The sequence below is a fragment of the Pseudomonas fluorescens genome, from assembly GCF_001708445.1.
GTDB classification, from domain to species: Bacteria; Pseudomonadota; Gammaproteobacteria; order Pseudomonadales; family Pseudomonadaceae; genus Aquipseudomonas; species Aquipseudomonas gorinensis.
Genome location: NZ_CP015637.1, coordinates 4,139,782 through 4,158,678, shown reverse-complemented (window position 1 = coordinate 4,158,678; position 18,897 = coordinate 4,139,782). Strand labels below are relative to the sequence as shown.

Genomic DNA, 18,897 nt, shown 5'->3' with positions numbered 1-18,897 from the left:
CGTCCTAGGACATTTCGGAAAGTTGCCATTTGTTTTGACGTCCGCCGCAGCCTGGCTTTAGATGGTCGACACGACCAAACCCACGATGAAACCAGCGGTGATTCAATTGGATTGTATCTTCTGCAGCATTGTTCAAAAGACCTCCCCAGCGCACATTCTGTGGGAAGACGACCAGCATATGGCGTTTCTTTCGATCTTTCCCAATACACCGGGTTTCAGCGTGGTAATCCCAAAGCAGCACTACGGCAGCTATGCGTTTGCGCAGTCGGATGAGGTGTTGGCCGGGCTTGCCGTTGCAGCGAAGAAAACCGCGCTTCAGATCGACCGTGCGTTTCCCGATGTGGCCCGTACGGGGATGATGCTGGAAGGGTATGGGGTGGATCATCTGCATGCGAAGCTGTTTCCCATGCATGGGACTGGGCAGGACAGCACGTTCAAGCCGTTGAGCTCTAAGGTGGATAAGTTTTTTGAGGCATATGAGGGCTATATCTCTTCCCACGATCATGTGCGGGCCGATGATAAGGGGTTGGCGGAATTGGCGGCGCACATCAGGTCTTTTGCCTAGCGCCAATCCAAATGTGGGAGGGGGCTTGCCCCCGATAGCAGTGGGTCAGCTACAGGTGAGCTGACTGATCCACCGCCATCGGGGGCAAGCCCCCTCCCACAGTTTTGACCGTGTTTTCTATAGGGATCAACGGCGGCTGCTGACTTCGGCGGGTACATCATCGCCAGCCATGCGCTTGCGAAACAACGCCGTGCGCGCCAGCAGCAGGGTGGTCACCGGCACGGTGATCGACAGCAAAATCGGAATCAACCAGCCGTGCAGCACCGGTCCGGACTTGAGCACCGAAAAATAGATAATCGATGCCAACGCCACACTCCACGCGCCCAGCGTCGAGGCCAGTGCCGGCGGGTGCATGCGCTGGAAGAAGTCTTTCATGCGCAGCAAGCCAATCGCGCCGATCAGTGCGAACACGCTGCTCAACACCAACAGTACCGCGACGACGATTTCCATCCATAACGGCATCATTCAATCACCTCCCCACGCAGCAGGAATTTCGCCAGGGCAAATGAGCCGACGAAGCCGAACAGCGCAATCAGCAGCGCCGCTTCAAAGTAGGTGTCGCTGGCATAACGAATACCGAGCACCAGCATCATCAGCATGGCCAGGATATACAGGTAGTCCAGCGCCAGTACCCGGTCCTGGGCCGAGGGGCCTTTGAACAGGCGGATCAACGTCAGCACCATGGCCAGGGAGAACAGGAACAGGCTGAACAGGATCGCATTGGAGAGCAGGGGGCTCATTCGAAGATCTCCATCAGGGGCCGTTCGTAGGCGTGTTTGAAGTGCTGGATAAACTGCGCGTCGTCATCCAGATCGAACACGTGCAACAGCAGGATGCTGCGGTCCAGGGCCAGTTCGGACCAGACGGTACCGGGCGTCACGCTGGTGATCATTGACAGCACAGCCAGCCCATTGGGGTCACGCAGGTCCAGGGGGATTTTGACGAAGCGCGAACGCGGTGGTCGCGAGCCGCACACCAGCACCCCCCAGGCCACCTGCAGGTTGGAGATGATCACGTCGCGGCCGACCAGAAAGAACAGGCGGATGATCACCCCAGGGCGGCGGATGCGGATCGGCAGCGGACGCAGTGGCGCCATCAGCAGCGGCGCGAGAAAGCCCAGCAGTGCCCCTAGCAGCAGGTTGCCGGGGCTGACGGACAGGTTGAGTACCAGCCACAGCACCCACAACGCCAGCGACAGCCACGGGGCAGGGAACAGGCGCTTCATGGTTGCACCTCCAGCGCGGCGCGGGCTTCGGGGCTGGGTATCGGGCGCTGGGCCATGACGGCCATTACGTAGCGTTCTGGGTTGTTCAGGCTCTTGGCGATGTCCAGGGTGTAGTTCATCAGCGGTTCGGCCTTGAACGTCAGCACGACGCTCAAGCCCAGCAGGAAGAAAATCGGCAGGCATTCGAAGCGGCGCAGCAGCGGCGAAGGGCGCTCTTCCGGGGTCCAGAAGCGCTGGATGCCCAGGCGGGCGAAGGCCATCAGCGATGCGAGGCCCGACAGGATCAACAAGGCGGCCAGGCCCCAGGCAGCCGGGCGAATCGGCTCATCAATGCTGAACCACAGGCCGATCGGATTGAGCAGCGCACTCAGCAGATTGAGTTTGCCGATAAACCCCGACAACGGGGGCATGCCGATAATCAGCAGGGCGCAGGCAATAAAGCTCAGGCCGAGGAACGCCATGGTCCAGGGAATGACCTGGCCGACCACGGCTTTCTGTTCGTCATCGAGGTTGACGCCTGGCCGTGGATGCAAGGACTCCATGGCTTTGGGCAGCGCATCGATTTCTTCATCCAAAGGCAGGTCGTTGGCCGAGCGCGATCGCTCGATCAGTTCCGCCAGCAGGAACAGGGCACTCAGCGCCAATGTCGAGCTGACCAGATAGAACAATGCGCCTGCCGTCAGGCTTGGCTGGGCGAACCCCACCGCTGACAGCAGGATGCCGGCCGATACCAGAATGCTCAGACTGGCCATGCGCTCCAGGCGCTGCGCCGCCACCATGGCCAGTGAGGCGCAGATGATCGTGGCCATGCCGCCGTACACCAGCCAGTCGCCGCCGAACAGTGCCGACGCGCCGGCCTGGCCAGAGAACAGCAGGGTCCACAAACGTAGCACGGTGTACACGCCGACCTTGGTCATGATCGCGAACATCGCCGCCACCGGCGCGCTGGCCGAGGAGTAGGCGGGTGCCAACCAGAAATTCAGCGGCCACATGCCCGCCTTGGCCAGGAATGCGGTGGCGAGGATCGCCGCGCCGGCATGCAACAGGCCGCGATCGGCTTCCGGCACCAGCGGGATTTTCAACGCCAGGTCGGCGAAGTTCAGCGTGCCGGTGACGCCATAGACCATCGCCGCGCCGATCAGGAACAGCGATGAGGCCAGCAGGTTGATCGCGATGTAATGCAGCCCCGACGACACCCGTGCGCGCCCCGAACCGTGCAGCATCAAGCCATAGGACGCGGCCAGCAGCACTTCGAAGAAGACGAACAGGTTGAACAGGTCGGCGGTCAGGAAGGCACCGTACAAGCCCATCAACTGAATCTGGAACAGCGCATGGAAACTGGTGCCGGCACGGTCCCAGCGGGCCATGGCAAACAACAGCGCGCTGACGCCGACGATGCCGGTCAGCACCAGCATCAGCACCGATAACTTATCCGCCACCAGCACGATGCCGAACGGCGCTTGCCAGTTGCCCAGCAGGTAAACCACCACCGCATCGCTACTGCCGTGCATCCACCCCATCAGGAACACCGAGAGGCCGAGGCCGAGCAGGGTCGAGAACAGGTTGATACGGGCCTTGAGTGGCCGGCGCTTTTCGCCAAGCATCAGCATCAATGCAGCGGTCAGCAGGGGCAGCAGGATCGGCGCGGCGATCAGGGAGTACGCCAGGTTCATTCCTTGGGCTCCCGGCCGTCCACATGGTCGGTGCCGGTCAGGCCCCGCGATGCCAGCAGCACCACGAGGAACAACGCGGTCATCGCGAAGCTGATCACGATCGCCGTCAGCACCAGTGCCTGGGGCAGGGGGTCGGTGTAATGCAGCAGGTCTTGCGGCACGCCGTCCTTGATGATCGGCTCCTTGCCGATAAACAGGCTGCCCATGCTGAAGATGAACAGGTTGACCCCGTATGACAGCAGGCACAGGCCCATCACCACCTGGAACGTCCGTGGCCGCAGGATCAACCAGACGCCCGAGGCAGCCAGGACCCCAATGGCAATTGCAATGACTTCTTCCATCAGGCGGCTCCTTCCGTTGCGGCAACCACTTTGGCCTGGTTGCTCGGTTTATGGGCCCGTACCGACTGGTGACCGAGGGCGGTGAGCATCAACAGGGTCGAGCCGACGACCATGGCGTACACGCCGACGTCGAAGAACAACGCGCTGGCGATATGAATGTCGCCCAGCACCGGCAAGCTGAAATGCCACGTATGGGTGGTGAGGAATGGGTAGCCGGCAAACAACGCACCCAGCCCGGTGAGGGTCGCCGAGAACAGCCCGAAGCCCATCCAGCGCATCGGCCGCAAACTCATCTGCGCCTCGACCCACTGGGTGCCGGCGACCATGTATTGCAGGATAAACGCCACCGACATCACCAGCCCGGCGACAAACCCGCCGCCCGGTTGATTGTGGCCGCGCATGAACAGGTAGAACGACACCACCAGCGCAATCGGCAGCAGCAGGCGCACCAGCACTGCCGGCACCATCATGAAGCCCAGGGCGGTGTCGCTGGCCTGGCGCGGGTTGACCAGGTCGGTGGCCACGTCCGGCGCCAACTGGCGCTGTTGCGGCGGCAATTCCATGCTCTCTTTTGACGGGCGGAAGCGCCGCAGCAGGGCGTAGACGGTCAGCGCGACGGCGCCGAGCACGGTGATTTCGCCGAGGGTGTCGAAGCCGCGGAAGTCCACCAGCATCACGTTCACCACGTTGCTGCCACCGCCTTCGGGCAGGGCGCGGCTGAGGTAAAACGATGAGATGTCGTTAGGCGTCTGGCGCGTCAACATCGCGTAGGACAGCAGCGCCATGCCGCCGCCGACCACGGTGGACAGCAGGAAGTCGCGCAGGCGCCGAACGCGTGCCTTGCGCAGCGAGCTGGGCAGTGGCGAGACTTCTTCGATCCGCCGTGGCAGCCAGCGCAGGCCCAGCAGGATCAGCACGGTGGTGACCACTTCGACCACCAGTTGCGTCAGCGCCAGGTCCGGCGCCGAGAACCACACGAAGGTGATGCAGGTCATCAGGCCACACACGCTGACCATGGTCAGGGCGGCCAGCCGGTGGTACTTGGCTTGCCAGGCAGCGCCCAGGGCGCAGGCAATCGCCAGCAACCACAGGGTCACGAACACGATGGAGCCCGGGATCTTCGGCCGGTCGCCCCAGCTGAGGCCGCTGTTGATCACGGGGATCATGCCGCCGATCACGGCCACCAGCACCAGTAGGAACAATTGGGTCTGCAGGCGCTTGGTGCTGATGCGTTTCTCGATCTTGCGCACGCCGCGCATCATCACCACCAGGCTGCGTTCGAAGCCGCGCTTGCCGTTGAAGTAGCTGATGATCGGCGGGTATTTGAAGCGGCCACGCTTGAGTTGCTTACGCAGCAGCAGGTACAGCACCACACCGCCGGACATGGCCACCAGGCTCATGATCATCGGTGCATTCCAGCCGTGCCAGATCGCCAGGCTGTACTCCGGCAGCACGCCGCCGACCACCGGCAGCGCGGCGGCAGCGAGGATCGAACCGACCACTTGGGCCGGGAAGATACCCACCAGCAGGCAGGTAAACACCAGCAGCTCAACCGGCGCGCGCATCCAGCGCGGCGGCTCGTGGGGTGTGTGCGGCAGGTCGGTGGCGGCCGGACCGAAGAACACATCCACGGTAAAGCGCAGGGCGTAGGCCACGCTGAACGTACCGGCGATGGTCGCGATCATCGGCAGGGCGATTTCCACCCAGGCGGTTGCCGAGATAAACACGGTTTCGGCGAAGAACATCTCTTTGGACAGGAAGCCGTTGAGCAACGGTACGCCGGCCATGGATGCACTGGCCACCATCGCCAGGGTCGCGGTAAACGGGATCAAGCGCACCAGGCCACTGAGTTTGCGGATGTCCCGCGTGCCGCTTTCGTGGTCGATGATGCCCGCCGCCATGAACAGCGAGGCCTTGAAGGTGGCGTGATTGAGGATGTGGAACACTGCTGCGACGGCGGCCAGCGGGCTGTTGAGGCCCAGCAGCAGGGTGATCAGCCCGAGGTGGCTGATGGTGGAATAGGCTAAAAGGCCTTTTAGGTCATTCTGGAACATGGCGCAGTAGGCGCCGAGGAGGAGGGTGAGCGCGCCGGCACCGCCGACGATCCAGAACCATTCTTCGCTGCCGGACAGCGACGGCCACAGGCGGGCCAGCAGGAACACGCCGGCCTTCACCATCGTCGCCGAGTGCAGATAGGCTGAAACCGGGGTGGGCGCTGCCATCGCGTGGGGCAGCCAGAAGTGGAACGGGAACTGCGCGCTTTTGCTCAGCGCGCCAATCAGCACCAGGGCCAGCATCACCGGGTACAGCGAATGCGCACGAATCTGATCACCCGCCGCCAGCACCTTGTCCAGGTCATAGCTGCCGACGATATGCCCCAGCAGCATCACGCCCGCCAGCAGGCACAATCCACCGGCGCCCGTCACCATCAACGCCATGTACGCACCGCGCCGTGCATCAGCGCGGTGGTGCCAGTAGCCGATCAACAGGAACGAGAACAGGCTGGTCAGTTCCCAGAAGAACACGATCTGGATCAGGTTGCCGGAAATCACCAGGCCGAGCATGGCGCCCATGAACGCCAGGAAAAACGCGAAGAAGCGCGGCACCGGATCGTCCGGCGACATGTAGTAACGCGCATACAGCGACACCAGCGTGCCGATGCCGAGCACCAGCATCGAGAACAGCCAGGCGAACCCGTCCATACGCAAGACGAAATTCAGGCCGAGGCTGGGCAACCACATGAATTCTTCGCGGATCACGCCACCGTGGGCGATCTGGGGGTAGAGCAGGGCGACTTGAACGGTTCCGACCAGGGCCACAAGGCCAGCCAGCAGGGATTCAGTGTTACGTGCGTTATGCGGCAGCAAGGCCGCCAGACAGCTGCCAATGAAAGGCAGAAGCAGTAGAACTATCAGGGACATAGGCTTCTAATCTGCAGGAGTTTGGGATGCATCATACGTGCCGCTTTCGTGATCACCAAACGGCAAGATGTGGCAGGATCCTACAAGATAGGTCGAATAATCCCATTTGGCAGTGTTTCGGACCTGATCGCTCCCCTGTGGCTGCTGTGGCTGCTGTGGCAAGCGGGCCTGTTGTGGCGAGCGGGCTTGTTGTGGCGAGCGGGCTTGCCCCGCGTTGGGCTGCGAAGCAGCCCCAAAACACAGCCCCGGGAGCAGCCTGGCACACCGCAGCGTTCTTATTGGGGCTGCTGCGCAGCCCAACGCGGGGCAAGCCCGCTCGCCACAACAGGCCCGCTTGCCACAGTTACCGTGTTCCTCCTTGACTGACTGGCATCAGGGCTTGCCCGCGTTAGGTTGCTTCGCAGCCCCCAGCTGCCTCAATTCTGACGCTCTTGCTCCAACGCCTCTTCCAGCGCCTGCGCCTTTTGCCCACGCGTCTTCATCTCGCTCACAATCACCGCCACCACAATCAACGCCGCCCCCAGCATCGCAATCGGCGGGAACCGCTCGCCAGCGATCCGCCCCACAACGCCTGCCCACACCGGTTCCCCGGCATAGATCAACGTGGCCCGTGTTGGCGAAACGCTCTGCTGCGCCCAGTTCATTGCGACCTGGATCACCGCACTGGTCAGGCCCAGGCCCACGGCGCTGAACAGCAGCAGCCAGGAGAACCCCGGCAACGCCTCGCCCATCGGCACCACCATCAGGAACGACAGCAGCGACGCCGTTGCCAGTTGCACCACGGTCACCCGGCGTACGTCTACCTGCCCGGCAAACGCACTGATCAAAATGATCTCGGCGGCTATCGCCACCGCACCGATCAAGGTCGCGATCTCCCCCGCGCTGAAATTCAGCGATGCCCCAGCCGGCCCGGTCAACAACATCAACCCGGCAAACGCCAGCATGATGCCAATGCTCGGCATCAACCCCGGACGACGGCCCAGCACCAGCCATTGCAGCAGCGGCACAAACGGCACATACAGCGCGGTAATGAACGCCGATTGGCTGCTCAAGATCGTCTGCAGCCCAATGGTCTGCAAGCCATAGCCGAACATGATTGCCACGCCGATAAACACGCCCGCCTTCAGTTCGAACAACGTCAGGTCGCGTAAGGTCCGCAAGGAAAAGAACCCCACCACAACCGCCGCCGCGGCAAAGCGCAGGCCCACGAAAAACATCGGCCCGCTGACGGTCATGGCGTGTTGCACCAGCAAAAACGTGCCGCCCCAAATCATCGTGATAAACACCAGAATGCATTCGGCTTTGCTGAAACGGTTGAAACGCGGGGAGGATTTCGGGGTGGTCATGGCGGCTCGGTCTTGCAAGGGAAAGGCACGGACCGCACAATGCGCCGCACGCTGGGCAGTATACTGCGCACACCCACCCATTGAGCAATATAGTGCACAAAGAAAATCCACAACGGGCTTCGGTCCTGCAGCACGTCAGCCAGAACGTTCGTCGCCTGCGTCATGCTGCCGACATGAGTCAGACTGCGCTCTCGGAAAAGTCCGGGGTCAGCCGGCGCATGCTGGTGGCCATCGAAGCGGGGGAGAAGAACGTCAGCCTGTCCACCCTCGACCGTGTGGCCGAAGCGCTGGATGTGGCGTTCAGCGACCTGATCCAGGCGCCGGATGTGCGCGATCACAGCCGCATCAACGAGCTGGCCTGGGCCGGCGAAATCGACGGCAGCAAGGCGGTGTTGCTGGCCAAGGCCACGGCGCGGCGTGAGGTCGAATTGTGGGAGTGGCGCCTTGAGCCGGGTGATCGCTATTGCCCGGACCCCGACCTGGAGGGATGGAGCGAGCAACTGTTCGTCTTCGAGGGCAGCCTGACGTTGGTGGTCGGCGACCAGGAAAACACCATCGGTGCCGGCGAATTCTTCATGTTCGCCAGCCACCAGCCCCATGCCTATCGCAATGACGGCCACGTCGCCGTGCGCTTTGTGCGCAATGTGGTGATCTAACTGTTTGCCAGCCAACAGTGGATGGACACTTTGCTGGTTTGAAACCGCGGCTGCGCGCGTGTATACGCAGCAACCCGCTGATTTCACAGACGATTAAATTCAGGCACGACTCCTGCAATCACTCCAGCATCCCCTCGGAGCCTGGAGTCGGCCCATGTCTGCCCACCCTCAACACCCTGCCCATATCATCCGCTCGGACGCGGAAGCCATCGAGGTCGCCCAGCGCCTGGCCGAACGCTTTGCGGTCGACGCCAGTGCGCGCGACCGTGAGCGGCGCCTGCCGCTTGCCGAGCTTGACGAGTTTTCCGCCAGCGGCTTGTGGGGCATCACCGTTCCCAAAGCCTACGGCGGCGCCGAGGTGTCCTATGTGACCGTGGCCGAGGTGATCAAGTTGATCTCCGCTGCCGACCCGTCACTGGGGCAAATCCCACAGAACCATCTGGGTGTGGTGGATATCCTGCTGCAAACAGCCACCGAGGAACAAAAGCGACACTACTTCGGCAAGGTCCTGGCCGGTTACCGTTTCGGCAATGCGTTCTCCGAGGCCAAGAGCAAAAACGCCGGCACCTTCGATACCCAGATCCGTTTTCACGGCGACACCGCACAGATCAATGGCGAGAAGTTCTACTGCACCGGTGCGCTGTTCGCCCATCTGGTGCCCACCGTTGGCAATAACGAGCACGGCCAGGCGTTTATTGCCTTGGTTGAACGCGATGCGCCAGGCCTCACCGTTATCGACAGCTGGGACGGCTTCGGCCAGCGCACCACCGCCAGCGGCGGCGTGACCCTCGATGGCGTAACCGTGCCCCTCAGCGCGGTGATCCCCGCTCACCAGGCCTTCGATCAACCCACCGCCAACGGCCCGATTTCACAGATCATCCAGGCGGCGGTCGACACCGGCATCGCCCTGGGCGCCCTTGAACAAGCCAAAATCTATGCGCGCCAGGCGCGACCCTGGATCGACAGCCAGCAGGATCACGGCTGGCAAGACCCGTTCACCATCGCCGCCATCGGCGATCTGGAATGGCGTGTGCACGGCACCGAAGCCATCCTCGCCAAGGCCGGCAAGGCTGTGGACCTGGCCCTGGCCGAACCGAATGAAGACACCGTCGCCAACGCTTCACTGATCGTCGCCCAGGCCAAAGTCCTGTCGGCCGAAACCGCGTTGCTCGCCAGCAGCAAGCTCTTCGAACTGGCCGGCACCCGCTCCGTCACCGGCAAACACAACCTTGACCGCTTCTGGCGCAACGCACGCACCCACACCCTGCACGACCCGGCCCGCTGGAAATACCACCTGATCGGCAATTTCGTGCTCAACGGCGTGAAGCCCGCGCGCCACGCCTGGAACTGAGGATTGACCATGACCGCACTGAGCCTTGCGCGCCAACTGTTGGACAGCACCCGCCGCCATGTCGAGACAAGCGATGACCCCTATGTCATCAGCCGCTTCGGTGATCTACAGATCCGCATCGACGTGGCCGCCGCCCTGCTGGAACGCGCTGAAACCCACCCCAGCCCGGTGGCCGCCACCGAAGCGCAGATCGCCGCCGCCGAAGCCCTCATCGCCGCGAGCAACGCCGAATTCGAACTGACCGGCCAACGCACCGAACTGCCGTCGAGCCTCGATGACCCGTTGCGCTGGAAATACCAGATCGTCGGCAACTATTACCTCAACGGAGTGCTTTGATGTCCCGTGAAATCCGCTTGAATGCCTTCGACATGAACTGTGTCGGCCACCAATCGCCCGGCCTGTGGGCGCACCCGCGTGACCGTTCGTGGCAGTACAAGGACCTGGAGTACTGGACCGACCTGGCGAAAATCCTTGAGCGCGGCAAGTTCGACGGCTTGTTCATCGCCGACGTGCTGGGTATCTACGATGTGTACAACGGCAATGGCGACGCGGCCATCCGCCAGGCGACCCAGGTGCCGGTCAACGATCCGTTGTCGCTGATCGCGCCGATGGCGCTGGTCACCGAGCATCTGGGCTTCGGCCTGACTGCCTCGCTGTCCTTCGAGCATCCGTATCCATTTGCCCGTCGGCTCTCCACCCTGGATCACCTGACCAAGGGCCGTATCGGCTGGAACATCGTCACCTCCTACCTGGAAAGCGGCGCCAAGAACCTCGGCCAGAAAGCCCAGACCGAACACGACGCGCGCTACGACTACGCCGAGGAATACCTGGAGGTCTGCTACAAACTCTGGGAAGGCAGTTGGGAGGAGGGCGCCGTGTTGCGCGACCGCGAGCGCCGGATTTTCAGCGACCCGAGCAAGATCCACGAGATCCGTCATGTCGGCAAACACTTCCAGGTGCCCGGTATTCACCTGTGTGAACCCTCGCCGCAGCGCACGCCGGTGCTGTACCAGGCCGGTGCGTCCAGCCGTGGCAAGCAGTTCGCCGCTGAACAGGCCGAATGTGTGTTCGTCGCCGCGCCATCTAAAGTCTTGCTGAAAAAGACCGTTGCCGACATCCGCCGTCGTGCCGCCGAGGCCGGGCGTGATCCGAAGAAAATCCTGATCTTCAACCTGCAGACGGTGATCGTCGGCGAGACGGATGCCAAGGCCAAAGCCAAGTTCGACGAGTACAAATCCTACGTCAGCTACGAAGGCGCGATGGCGCTGATCTCCGGCTGGACCGGTATCGATTTTAGCCAGTTCAAACCGGATGAACCGCTCAAGCATGTGCATACCAACGCCATTCAATCGGCGGTGGAAGCTTTTTCCACGGCAGACCCGAACAAGGTCTGGACGCCCAACGAGCTCGCCGATTGGGTCGGCATCGGCGGTTTTGGCCCGCTGTTTGTCGGTGGTCCGGAAACCGTGGCGGATCTGTTGCAGGAGTGGGTGGAAGAAACCGATGTGGATGGCTTCAACCTGGCCTATGCATTGACTCACGAAACCTTCATCGACGCCGTGGAGTTGCTGGTGCCGGAGTTGCAGAAGCGCGGTGTGTACAAGACTGAATATGCCCAGGGCACGTTGCGCGAGAAGTTATTTGGCAACGGAGCAAGGTTGTCGAGTTCCCATCCAGGCAGTGGTTACAGGACGTTGGAGGGTTTGCAGTGAGACAAGTACGCATGTGATCCTGCTGCGTAAATGGTTCAGCGGGGGATGTGATAAAGATCGCAAACCCCGCATGAAAGATAAACGCCTATCGAGTAATACTGAAAACGCCATTGCGTGCTTCGGTAAAGTGTCGCCCACCACTGGGGTCGGTTGCACCGGCCACAAAGTTGAACGTTCCTGCGAAGGTTCCCGTAATGTTATTGTTACTGTCAACGTTGGGGAGTGAACGTATTGTCAACTGACCTTCTTCGCCATGGTAGATATAAGATCCACTCATGTTATAAAAAATAACACTGACCTCTTTGCTGTCTTCACTGATAGCGTAGGTGCCTGTCGGAAGGTCTCTTGAAATGAATATGGCTATTCGATAGTCGTATACGTCTGGCCTTGTCGCAAACGCTCGCGACCATCCCGCGATCTGGTTATTTGAACTGATGTATAGATTATCCTCATTAGACTCATAGCGTGCGTTGATATCGCGACTCAGGTCGCACACAACTGTCGGTGCCGCATAATTTCTTCTGCTTTCTGTGAACCCCACAAGCTCCAGAACGCCCTCACTCACGGTGACTGTTTTACCCCTGTTCTGACCCTTGAAGTTGAAAGTCGCCTTGATTGTTTTGGTGCTATTGTCAAATGTCAGTTTCAGGCTGCCTTCGGTGGCGGTGTAGTTGATTTGAGAGAAGGGGCCTGATTTTGACCAGAGGGCATTAACGCCAGAGGTGGTAGTGAAGTCTGAAGTGATGGCGTATGTTTTGTCAGTGACGTCGCCATCGTTAGGGATAAAAAAAGAAAATTCTTGAAAGTCTTGGTTCTCATTTTTTTCGGTGCGTATGTTGAGGAGCCACTTGAGTGGCAGGTCATTCATGAATAATGAATAGTGAACGCCATCGAATGCGTCATATTCATCTTCCTCGTCTTTGATCGTTGCAGTGCACTTTAGAGATGTGTTGGCTGAGATTTTTCCGGAAGTGTTCATGATGATTCTTCCTCTGTGGGAGCATGAGGCTAAAGATTATTCGGGGGGATGTGCGACGTCTACTGTCAGGTTTGACAGGTATAGCGGGAGTTTTTTTTATTTCGAAAGATACGCTCATGCTCGTGTGGCTAAGCAGGTTTAGGTATGAGGTCGCTGTTGCTCACACCGACGGCTTAGTTGGCTTTCTGTTGCTCCAGCAACAGTTGATATGCACTTTGTTCAACGAGGCTCCTGCCCGTCGTTGTAGGCCTATGAATTAGCTGAGTTTGAAGGCAATTCTGCATTGGCATAGTTAATGCTTTGCTCTGATTGCTATTTACCGTTACCGCTTGACCCCAGACAGCCAGCGGACCACCGCACGCTTAACTCCCAGTAGGAGCTTTACCCCTATGAGCGTGCACGTACTAAAAAGCCCGCTGGCCCTGGAATGGCCCGCCGAGCGGCTCGGCAACCTGCCCAACGCGCTGGAACAGCTGCACCACTGGGCGCAGACCACGCCGCTGCACACCGCCTTGCGCCACAAGCGCCAGGGCCAGTGGTATGCGTGGCGCTGGATCGACGCCTTGCGAGATGTGGAACGCCTGGCGGATGGCTTGCGTCAGCAGGGCTTTGACGAGCAATCGCGCTTGGCCCTCAGCGGGGCGTTCGAGCCGAACCTGTTGCTCCTGGCTCTTGCGGCTCAAGCCATCGGCGGGCAAGTCCTGACCCTGGCCGATGACTTGGAGCCCGAAGCGCTGCAACAACATTTATGGCGCATCCGTCCCACCCATGCCTACACCCAGGACCGTCAGCAAGTGCGGCATTGGCAGTCGGCCAACCTGCTGGATTTTGCCCCGTTGCTCGGCCCGATCGACCCGACGCAGCACCTCGTACGCTGGTGGCAACCCAGCGGCGAAACCGCGTTGTGGAGCGAAGAGGGCACCCACTGGGAGGGGGGGCTGGCGGTGGTGTTGGAGCAATGGCTGAACAGCGGCCATGGCCTGGCCTTTCCGGAAAGCCTGGCCTCGGCGCGGCGCGATCGCAGCGAAGTCGCCCCCACCGGCTTGCTGTTGTCACCCGCACGCTTGCAGCACCTGGCCGACGAAATCGAAAGTCGCCTTGCACCCCATGGCACCTGGCGTCGGCGCCTGTGCGACTGGGCCATCGCCCACCCGCAAAGCGGCCTGCGTCGCCTGTTGAAAAACCGTGTGCGCAAGCTGCTCGGCTTTCAGCGCCTGGCTTACATCTGGCAACCCCTCACATCCACCCCTTCGCCGGTGTGGCTGGCGGAATTCAAACGGGACATCGCATGAGCCAAGCCATTCTCCAGGTGCGGGATATCTCGCTGTCGTTCAAGGGCGTCAAGGCGATCAATGCCTTGTCCTTCGAGGTGGCGCGCGGCGAGATCTGCGCGCTGATCGGTCCCAATGGTGCCGGTAAAAGCTCATTGCTCAATGTGCTCAACGGCGTGTACCGCTTCGATGCTGGCGAGATCGTCTTCGAAGACCAGCACTTCCAGCGCATCGACCCGCTGGGTGCCGCGCGCCGGGGCATTGGTCGCACCTTCCAGAACAACGCGCTGTTCAAGAAGATGAGCGTGCTCGACAACATCCTTACCGGCCTGTCGCGGCATATGCGCAGCCGTTTTATTGAACAAGCCCTGGGCTTGCCGCGCGCACGCCGGGAAGCCGAAGCGTTCCGCCTGCGCGCCCAGGGCATTCTCGAGTTTCTTGAGTTGCAAGCTCAGCGTGATGTGCTGGTGGGCAACCTCTCTTATGGCCTGCAGAAGCGTGTCGAGTTGGGCCGGGCATTGATCGCTGGGCCTAGCCTGTTACTGCTCGACGAACCCATGGCGGGCATGAACGCCGAGGAAAAACAGGAAATGGCACGCTTCGTCGCCGATGTGAACCGCGACCTGGGCACCACCGTGGTGTTGATTGAGCACGACATGGGCGTGGTGATGGGCCTGTCCGACCATGTGGTGGTGCTCGACTACGGGCGCAAGGTCGGCGACGGAACCCCCGCCGAGGTACAGGCCAACCCCGATGTGATCGCGGCTTATCTCGGAGTGGCAAACGAATGACGTTCTTCTTCGAAACCCTGCTCGGCGGCCTGCTGGCCGGCACCATGTATTCGTTGGTCGCCATCGGCTTCGTGCTGATCTACAAGGCCAGCGGTGTGTTCAATTTTGCCCAGGGCTCGATGCTGCTGTTTGCCGCGCTGACCTTCGTCAGCCTGCATGACCAGGGCGTGCCGTTTGCCCTGGCACTGCTGCTGACGGTGATCGTGATGATCGTCGGTGCCTTGCTCATCGAGCGCCTGGTCCTGCGGCCCTTGGTGAACCGTTCGCAGATCACCCTGTTCATGGCCACCCTTGGCCTGTCGTTCATCATCGAGGGCCTGGCCCAGGGCTTGATGGGGTCCCAGGTGCGTGCACTGGACCTGGGCATTGATGACGTGCCGCTGTTCATCGGGCCGCTGATGCTCAGTCAGTTCGATCTGATCGCGGCCGCGGCTGCCGTGTTGTTGGTGACGGTCCTTGCGCTGCTGTTCAACAAGACCCGCATCGGTGTGTCCCTGCGTGCGGTGGCGGATGACACCACGGCGGCGCTGTCCATCGGCATCAACCTCAACCGTATCTGGCAGATCGTCTGGGCGGTGGCGGGGATTGTCGGGCTGGTGGCCGGCTTGCTCTGGGGGGCGCGCCAGGGCGTGCAGTTTTCGCTGTCGCTGGTGGTGCTCAAGGCCCTGCCGGTGCTGATCATCGGCGGCTTTACCTCGATTGGCGGGGCCATCGTCGGCGGGCTGATTGTCGGCGCGGCGGAAAACCTTGCCGAGGTGTATATCGGCCCGTTGATCGGCGGCGGCATCACGCCGTGGTTCGCCTATGTATTGGCCTTGGCCTTCCTGTATATCCGTCCCGCCGGCCTGTTCGGCGAGCGCGCCATCGAGCGAGTCTGAAACCATGTCGATTCCCGTTGCTCAACAAACCGCGCCGTTGTTGCTGGTACAGCGACGCGTGCCTTGGGGCCTGATCGGCCTGCTGGCCCTGGCCTTTATCGTGGTGCCGCTGTGGGGCAATGACTATTGGCTCAATGCGATCCTGATCCCGTTCTTGGTGTTGTCCCTGGCCGGGCTTGGCTTGAATCTGCTGACCGGCTATACCGGGCAAACCTCGGTCGGCGCGGCGGGTTTCATGGCCGTCGGCGCGTTCGCGACCTACGGTTTCCTGTTGCGCCTGCCGGAGCTGGGCCTGCCGCTGGCGCTGCTCGGTGGGGGGATTATCAGTGCGTTGGTCGGTTTGCTGTTCGGCTTGCCCAGCTCGCGGATCAAGGGCTTCTACCTGATGGTCACCACCCTGGCCGCGCAGTTTTTCCTGGAGTGGCTGTTCGTCAAGTTTCCCTGGTTCTACAACTACGGCTCGTCCGGGACCATCTCTGCGCCGAAGCTGGCGCTGTTCGGTCATGACCTCAACACGCCGCTGGGCCGCTATTGGCTGACGTTGGTGACGGTGCTGCTGTTGACCTGGACCGCCATCAACCTGGTGCGCAGCCAGGTCGGGCGCAATTGGATGGCGATCCGCGACATGGACACCGCCGCCGCCGTGGTTGGCATCCCGGTGGTGCGCTACAAGCGCCTGGCGTTTGCGGTCAGCTCGTTTTACCTGGGCATTGCCGGCGCGCTGTGGGCGTTCGCCTACCTGGGCACGGCCAGCGCCAGCAGCTTCGATATCAATCGCTCATTCCAGATCCTGTTCATCATCATCATCGGCGGCATGGGCAGCATCGCCGGCAACTTCGTGGGTGCGGCGTTTATCAGCCTGCTGCCGATTGTCCTCAGTCATGCCGGGCAGGCGCTGTTCGGCGGTTCGGTGGACGCGGGGCAGTTGCAGAACCTGCAAAAAATCATCTTTGGCGTGTTGATCATCGTGTTCCTGATCAAGGAGCCCGAGGGCTTGATCCGCCTGTTGCACAACCTGCGTGACCGTGTGCGGCAGTGGCCGCTGCGTTTCTGACATTCCTCCAAGAGAATCCTTATGCGTGCATCCTTGAAACGTTCCTTGATCGGCGCCGCGTTTACGTTGGCAACCCTGGCCGGTGCTGTCCCCCAAGCGATGGCCTCGCCGGACCAGCAATTCATTCCCCTGGCCACCTATCGCGTGGGCGCCTACGCGTCCAGCGGTGTGCAGGTGTGGGCCGGGATGATCGACTACCTGCGTTATATCAACGAGGTCGAAGGCGGCATCAATGGCGTCAAGTTGGTGTGGCAGGAATGCGAGACCGAGTGGACGGCGGAGAAAGGCATCGAATGCTACGAGCGCTTCAAGCATGGCCTGGAGGGCGCGCCGGTCGCGGTGTACCAGCCCAATGGCGCGCCGGCGGCCTATGCGCTCAGCGAAAGGGCAGAGGTGGACAAGATCCCGCTGATCACCCTCGGTTACGGGCGCACCGAAGCCACCGACGGTACGGTGTTCCCGTATAACTTTCCGGTGATGCTGACGTTCTACAGCGAGGCGTCGACCCTGGTGAACTACATCGCCCAGCGCGAGGGTGGTTTCGACAAGCTCAAGGGTAAGAAGATCGCCACGGTCTACCACGACTCGGCCTACGGTCGCGAAACCCTCGGCCCGTTGAAGTTGCTCGCCGAAAAATACGGTTTTGAAAATATCCAGATTCCGGTGGCCGACCCAGGCAACGAACAATCGGCGCAATGGCGCCAGGTCCGCCAGGCCAACCCGGACTGGGTGTTCCTGCGCACCTGGGGCGTGTCGACCCCCGTGGCGGTCAAGACCGCTGCGCGCTTCGGCTTCCCGGTGGACCATATCATCGGCGATATCTGGGCCAGTTCCAGCGAAGACGTATTGCCCGCAGGCGCCGCCGCCAAGGGCTACCTGGCCCTCACGCCGTACCCGGCCGGCAGCGATTTCGAGATCCACAAACGCCTCAAGCAATCCGTCCTCGACAAGGGCCACAGCGACCTCAAGGACCTGAAGAACTTCGGCAGCGTGTACTACAACTCCGGCCTGGTGAATGCTGCCGTGGCGGTGGAGGCGATCCGCACGGCCCAGGCCAGGTTCGGCCAGCGCCCGCTCAATGGCGAAGAAGGCCGCTGGGGCCTGGAGCACTTGAATATCGACGACGCGCGCCTCAAGGCCATGGGTTACCTGGGCCTGATGCAGAACCTCAAGCTGTCGTGCCGCGACCACGAAGGCGGCGGCTCGGCGCGGGTACAGCAGTGGGACGGTGCTCAGTGGACGCTGGTCAGCGACTGGATCGCCGCCGACCGCGCACTGTTGCGCCCGCTGATCGATGAAAAGTCCGCAGCCTTCGCCAAGGAAAAAGGCCTGACGCCACGCACCTGCACTGGGGATGAATAAACCATGAGCCTGCCTGCCGCAGAACCTGGACACGCCGCGCTGCTGACGGTCAACGACATCGAGGTCATCTACGACGGCGCGATCCTGGCGGTGGCCGGGGTGTCGCTGAGCGTGCCCAAGGGCGCCATCGTCGCCTTGCTCGGCGCGAACGGCGCCGGCAAGAGCACTACCCTCAAGGCGATCTCCGGGTTGGTGCGTGCCGAGCGCGCCGAAGTCAGCCGTGGCGTGATCGAATACGCCGGCGTCGACCTGGCCGGTGTCGACCCCAGCCAGCGTGTGCGCCAAGGCATGGTGCATGTGCTCGAAGGCCGCCATGTGTTCGGCCAGCTCAGCGTGGAAGACAACCTGCGCAGCGGTGGTTTTGTGCGGCGCCTGAGCCGCAAGGCCATGGAACACGACCTGGAGCGCATCTATGCCTGGTTCCCCCGGCTCAAGACCAAGCGCCACACCCGCGCCGGGCTGACCTCCGGTGGCGAGCAACAGATGGTCGCCATCGGTCGGGCGTTGATGACCCGTCCTACTTTGGTACTGCTCGACGAGCCGTCCATGGGTTTGGCGCCTATGATCGTGCAAGAGATCTTCGAGATCATCGCGCAGCTCAACCGCGAGCAGCAGGTGAGCTTCCTGGTCGCCGAGCAGAACATCAACGTGGCGCTCAACTATGCGTCCCACGGCTACGTGCTGGATACTGGGCGGGTGGTCCTGAGTGGCAGCGCCGCCGAGTTGCTGGCGCGGGGCGATTTGCATGACATTTATCTGGGTAAACAGTAAG

The 18,897-nt window shown here is 61.5% G+C and carries 19 protein-coding genes; 11 read left to right on the top strand and 8 right to left on the bottom strand.

What is annotated here, in order from left to right; all coding sequences use genetic code 11:
• Nucleotides 1-106: 106 nt before the first annotated feature.
• Nucleotides 107-565: an HIT family protein gene (locus A7317_RS18345; RefSeq protein ID WP_024076219.1), complete on the top strand. Its 459-nt coding sequence runs from the start codon at nt 107-109 to the stop codon at nt 563-565.
• Between the two features lie 126 nt (nt 566-691).
• Here A7317_RS18345 and A7317_RS18340 read toward each other — a convergent pair whose 3' ends face one another.
• From A7317_RS18340 to A7317_RS18310, 7 genes are all read right to left on the bottom strand, one after another.
• The gene (locus A7317_RS18340) at nt 692-1,030 is read right to left on the bottom strand and encodes a Na+/H+ antiporter subunit G (RefSeq protein ID WP_069076526.1); all 339 of its coding nucleotides are present in this window, start codon (nt 1,028-1,030) and stop codon (nt 692-694) included.
• Nucleotides 1,027-1,305: a K+/H+ antiporter subunit F gene (locus A7317_RS18335; RefSeq protein WP_024076217.1), complete on the bottom strand. Its 279-nt coding sequence runs from the start codon at nt 1,303-1,305 to the stop codon at nt 1,027-1,029. Before A7317_RS18335 ends, A7317_RS18340 begins: the two co-directional genes overlap by 4 nt.
• Nucleotides 1,302-1,790 carry a Na+/H+ antiporter subunit E gene (locus tag A7317_RS18330; protein WP_024076216.1) on the bottom strand — a complete coding sequence of 163 codons (489 nt, stop codon included), beginning with the start codon at nt 1,788-1,790 and terminating at the stop codon, nt 1,302-1,304. Before A7317_RS18330 ends, A7317_RS18335 begins: the two co-directional genes overlap by 4 nt.
• Nucleotides 1,787-3,463 (bottom strand): monovalent cation/H+ antiporter subunit D, encoded by a 1,677-nt coding sequence (locus A7317_RS18325; RefSeq protein ID WP_024076215.1) that lies wholly within the window; start codon nt 3,461-3,463, stop codon nt 1,787-1,789. Before A7317_RS18325 ends, A7317_RS18330 begins: the two co-directional genes overlap by 4 nt.
• Nucleotides 3,460-3,804: a Na+/H+ antiporter subunit C gene (locus tag A7317_RS18320; protein ID WP_007986256.1), complete on the bottom strand. Its 345-nt coding sequence runs from the start codon at nt 3,802-3,804 to the stop codon at nt 3,460-3,462. The genes A7317_RS18325 and A7317_RS18320 overlap by 4 nt, the downstream gene beginning before the upstream one ends.
• A complete protein-coding gene (locus tag A7317_RS18315; RefSeq protein WP_069076525.1) occupies nt 3,804-6,725 on the bottom strand; it encodes a monovalent cation/H+ antiporter subunit A in 2,922 nt (973 codons plus the stop codon). Before A7317_RS18315 ends, A7317_RS18320 begins: the two co-directional genes overlap by 1 nt.
• A gap of 416 nt (nt 6,726-7,141) precedes the next feature.
• Nucleotides 7,142-8,071, bottom strand: coding sequence for a DMT family transporter (locus tag A7317_RS18310; protein ID WP_069076524.1), 930 nt, complete (start codon nt 8,069-8,071; stop codon nt 7,142-7,144).
• Between the two features lie 92 nt (nt 8,072-8,163).
• On the opposite strand from A7317_RS18310, the gene A7317_RS18305 reads away from it, so the two are divergent.
• The 4 genes from A7317_RS18305 (at nt 8,164) to A7317_RS18290 (ending at nt 11,790) form a co-directional block, all read left to right on the top strand.
• Nucleotides 8,164-8,727 carry a helix-turn-helix domain-containing protein gene (locus A7317_RS18305; RefSeq protein ID WP_024076212.1) on the top strand — a complete coding sequence of 188 codons (564 nt, stop codon included), beginning with the start codon at nt 8,164-8,166 and terminating at the stop codon, nt 8,725-8,727.
• Nucleotides 8,728-8,881: 154 nt separating this feature from the next.
• On the top strand, nt 8,882-10,078 hold the full coding sequence (locus tag A7317_RS18300; RefSeq protein ID WP_069076523.1) for an SfnB family sulfur acquisition oxidoreductase: 1,197 nt from the start codon (nt 8,882-8,884) through the stop codon (nt 10,076-10,078).
• A 9-nt stretch (nt 10,079-10,087) separates the two neighbouring features.
• Nucleotides 10,088-10,414, top strand: coding sequence for an acyl-CoA dehydrogenase (locus A7317_RS18295; RefSeq protein WP_069076522.1), 327 nt, complete (start codon nt 10,088-10,090; stop codon nt 10,412-10,414).
• A complete protein-coding gene (locus A7317_RS18290; protein ID WP_069076521.1) occupies nt 10,414-11,790 on the top strand; it encodes an LLM class flavin-dependent oxidoreductase in 1,377 nt (458 codons plus the stop codon). Before A7317_RS18295 ends, A7317_RS18290 begins: the two co-directional genes overlap by 1 nt.
• An 85-nt stretch (nt 11,791-11,875) precedes the next feature.
• Here A7317_RS18290 and A7317_RS18285 read toward each other — a convergent pair whose 3' ends face one another.
• Nucleotides 11,876-12,769 carry a hypothetical protein gene (locus tag A7317_RS18285; RefSeq protein ID WP_069076520.1) on the bottom strand — a complete coding sequence of 298 codons (894 nt, stop codon included), beginning with the start codon at nt 12,767-12,769 and terminating at the stop codon, nt 11,876-11,878.
• A 389-nt stretch (nt 12,770-13,158) separates the two neighbouring features.
• On the opposite strand from A7317_RS18285, the gene A7317_RS18280 reads away from it, so the two are divergent.
• From A7317_RS18280 to A7317_RS18255, 6 genes are read left to right on the top strand one after another with little or no spacing between them, the layout of a single operon-like run.
• Nucleotides 13,159-14,061 (top strand): AMP-binding protein, encoded by a 903-nt coding sequence (locus A7317_RS18280; RefSeq protein ID WP_069076519.1) that lies wholly within the window; start codon nt 13,159-13,161, stop codon nt 14,059-14,061.
• On the top strand, nt 14,058-14,831 hold the full coding sequence (locus A7317_RS18275) for an ABC transporter ATP-binding protein (RefSeq protein ID WP_024076206.1): 774 nt from the start codon (nt 14,058-14,060) through the stop codon (nt 14,829-14,831). Before A7317_RS18280 ends, A7317_RS18275 begins: the two co-directional genes overlap by 4 nt.
• Nucleotides 14,828-15,709, top strand: a complete 882-nt coding sequence (locus tag A7317_RS18270; RefSeq protein WP_024076205.1) for a branched-chain amino acid ABC transporter permease — start codon at nt 14,828-14,830, stop codon at nt 15,707-15,709. Before A7317_RS18275 ends, A7317_RS18270 begins: the two co-directional genes overlap by 4 nt.
• Nucleotides 15,710-15,713: 4 nt before the next feature.
• Nucleotides 15,714-16,763 (top strand): branched-chain amino acid ABC transporter permease, encoded by a 1,050-nt coding sequence (locus A7317_RS18265; RefSeq protein ID WP_024076204.1) that lies wholly within the window; start codon nt 15,714-15,716, stop codon nt 16,761-16,763.
• A 21-nt stretch (nt 16,764-16,784) separates the two neighbouring features.
• Nucleotides 16,785-18,125 (top strand): ABC transporter substrate-binding protein, encoded by a 1,341-nt coding sequence (locus tag A7317_RS18260; protein WP_024076203.1) that lies wholly within the window; start codon nt 16,785-16,787, stop codon nt 18,123-18,125.
• Between the two features lie 3 nt (nt 18,126-18,128).
• A complete protein-coding gene (locus tag A7317_RS18255) occupies nt 18,129-18,896 on the top strand; it encodes an ABC transporter ATP-binding protein (protein ID WP_069076518.1) in 768 nt (255 codons plus the stop codon).
• The last annotated feature ends 1 nt before the right edge of the window (nt 18,897 follow it).

What these genes read in the sequence shown, in the direction of transcription:
- A7317_RS18300 (WP_069076523.1), top strand. Translation starts at nt 8,882, where the DNA reads ATGTCTGCCCACCCTCAACACCCTGCCCATATCATCCGCTCGGACGCG.
- A7317_RS18315 (WP_069076525.1), bottom strand. Translation starts at nt 6,725, where the DNA reads ATGTCCCTGATAGTTCTACTGCTTCTGCCTTTCATTGGCAGCTGTCTG.
- A7317_RS18290 (WP_069076521.1), top strand. Translation starts at nt 10,414, where the DNA reads ATGTCCCGTGAAATCCGCTTGAATGCCTTCGACATGAACTGTGTCGGC.
- A7317_RS18335 (WP_024076217.1), bottom strand. Translation starts at nt 1,305, where the DNA reads ATGAGCCCCCTGCTCTCCAATGCGATCCTGTTCAGCCTGTTCCTGTTC.
- A7317_RS18280 (WP_069076519.1), top strand. Translation starts at nt 13,159, where the DNA reads ATGAGCGTGCACGTACTAAAAAGCCCGCTGGCCCTGGAATGGCCCGCC.
- A7317_RS18270 (WP_024076205.1), top strand. Translation starts at nt 14,828, where the DNA reads ATGACGTTCTTCTTCGAAACCCTGCTCGGCGGCCTGCTGGCCGGCACC.
- A7317_RS18265 (WP_024076204.1), top strand. Translation starts at nt 15,714, where the DNA reads ATGTCGATTCCCGTTGCTCAACAAACCGCGCCGTTGTTGCTGGTACAG.
- A7317_RS18285 (WP_069076520.1), bottom strand. Translation starts at nt 12,769, where the DNA reads ATGAACACTTCCGGAAAAATCTCAGCCAACACATCTCTAAAGTGCACT.
- A7317_RS18275 (WP_024076206.1), top strand. Translation starts at nt 14,058, where the DNA reads ATGAGCCAAGCCATTCTCCAGGTGCGGGATATCTCGCTGTCGTTCAAG.
- A7317_RS18340 (WP_069076526.1), bottom strand. Translation starts at nt 1,030, where the DNA reads ATGATGCCGTTATGGATGGAAATCGTCGTCGCGGTACTGTTGGTGTTG.
- A7317_RS18310 (WP_069076524.1), bottom strand. Translation starts at nt 8,071, where the DNA reads ATGACCACCCCGAAATCCTCCCCGCGTTTCAACCGTTTCAGCAAAGCC.
- A7317_RS18295 (WP_069076522.1), top strand. Translation starts at nt 10,088, where the DNA reads ATGACCGCACTGAGCCTTGCGCGCCAACTGTTGGACAGCACCCGCCGC.
- A7317_RS18330 (WP_024076216.1), bottom strand. Translation starts at nt 1,790, where the DNA reads ATGAAGCGCCTGTTCCCTGCCCCGTGGCTGTCGCTGGCGTTGTGGGTG.
- A7317_RS18320 (WP_007986256.1), bottom strand. Translation starts at nt 3,804, where the DNA reads ATGGAAGAAGTCATTGCAATTGCCATTGGGGTCCTGGCTGCCTCGGGC.
- A7317_RS18260 (WP_024076203.1), top strand. Translation starts at nt 16,785, where the DNA reads ATGCGTGCATCCTTGAAACGTTCCTTGATCGGCGCCGCGTTTACGTTG.
- A7317_RS18255 (WP_069076518.1), top strand. Translation starts at nt 18,129, where the DNA reads ATGAGCCTGCCTGCCGCAGAACCTGGACACGCCGCGCTGCTGACGGTC.
- A7317_RS18325 (WP_024076215.1), bottom strand. Translation starts at nt 3,463, where the DNA reads ATGAACCTGGCGTACTCCCTGATCGCCGCGCCGATCCTGCTGCCCCTG.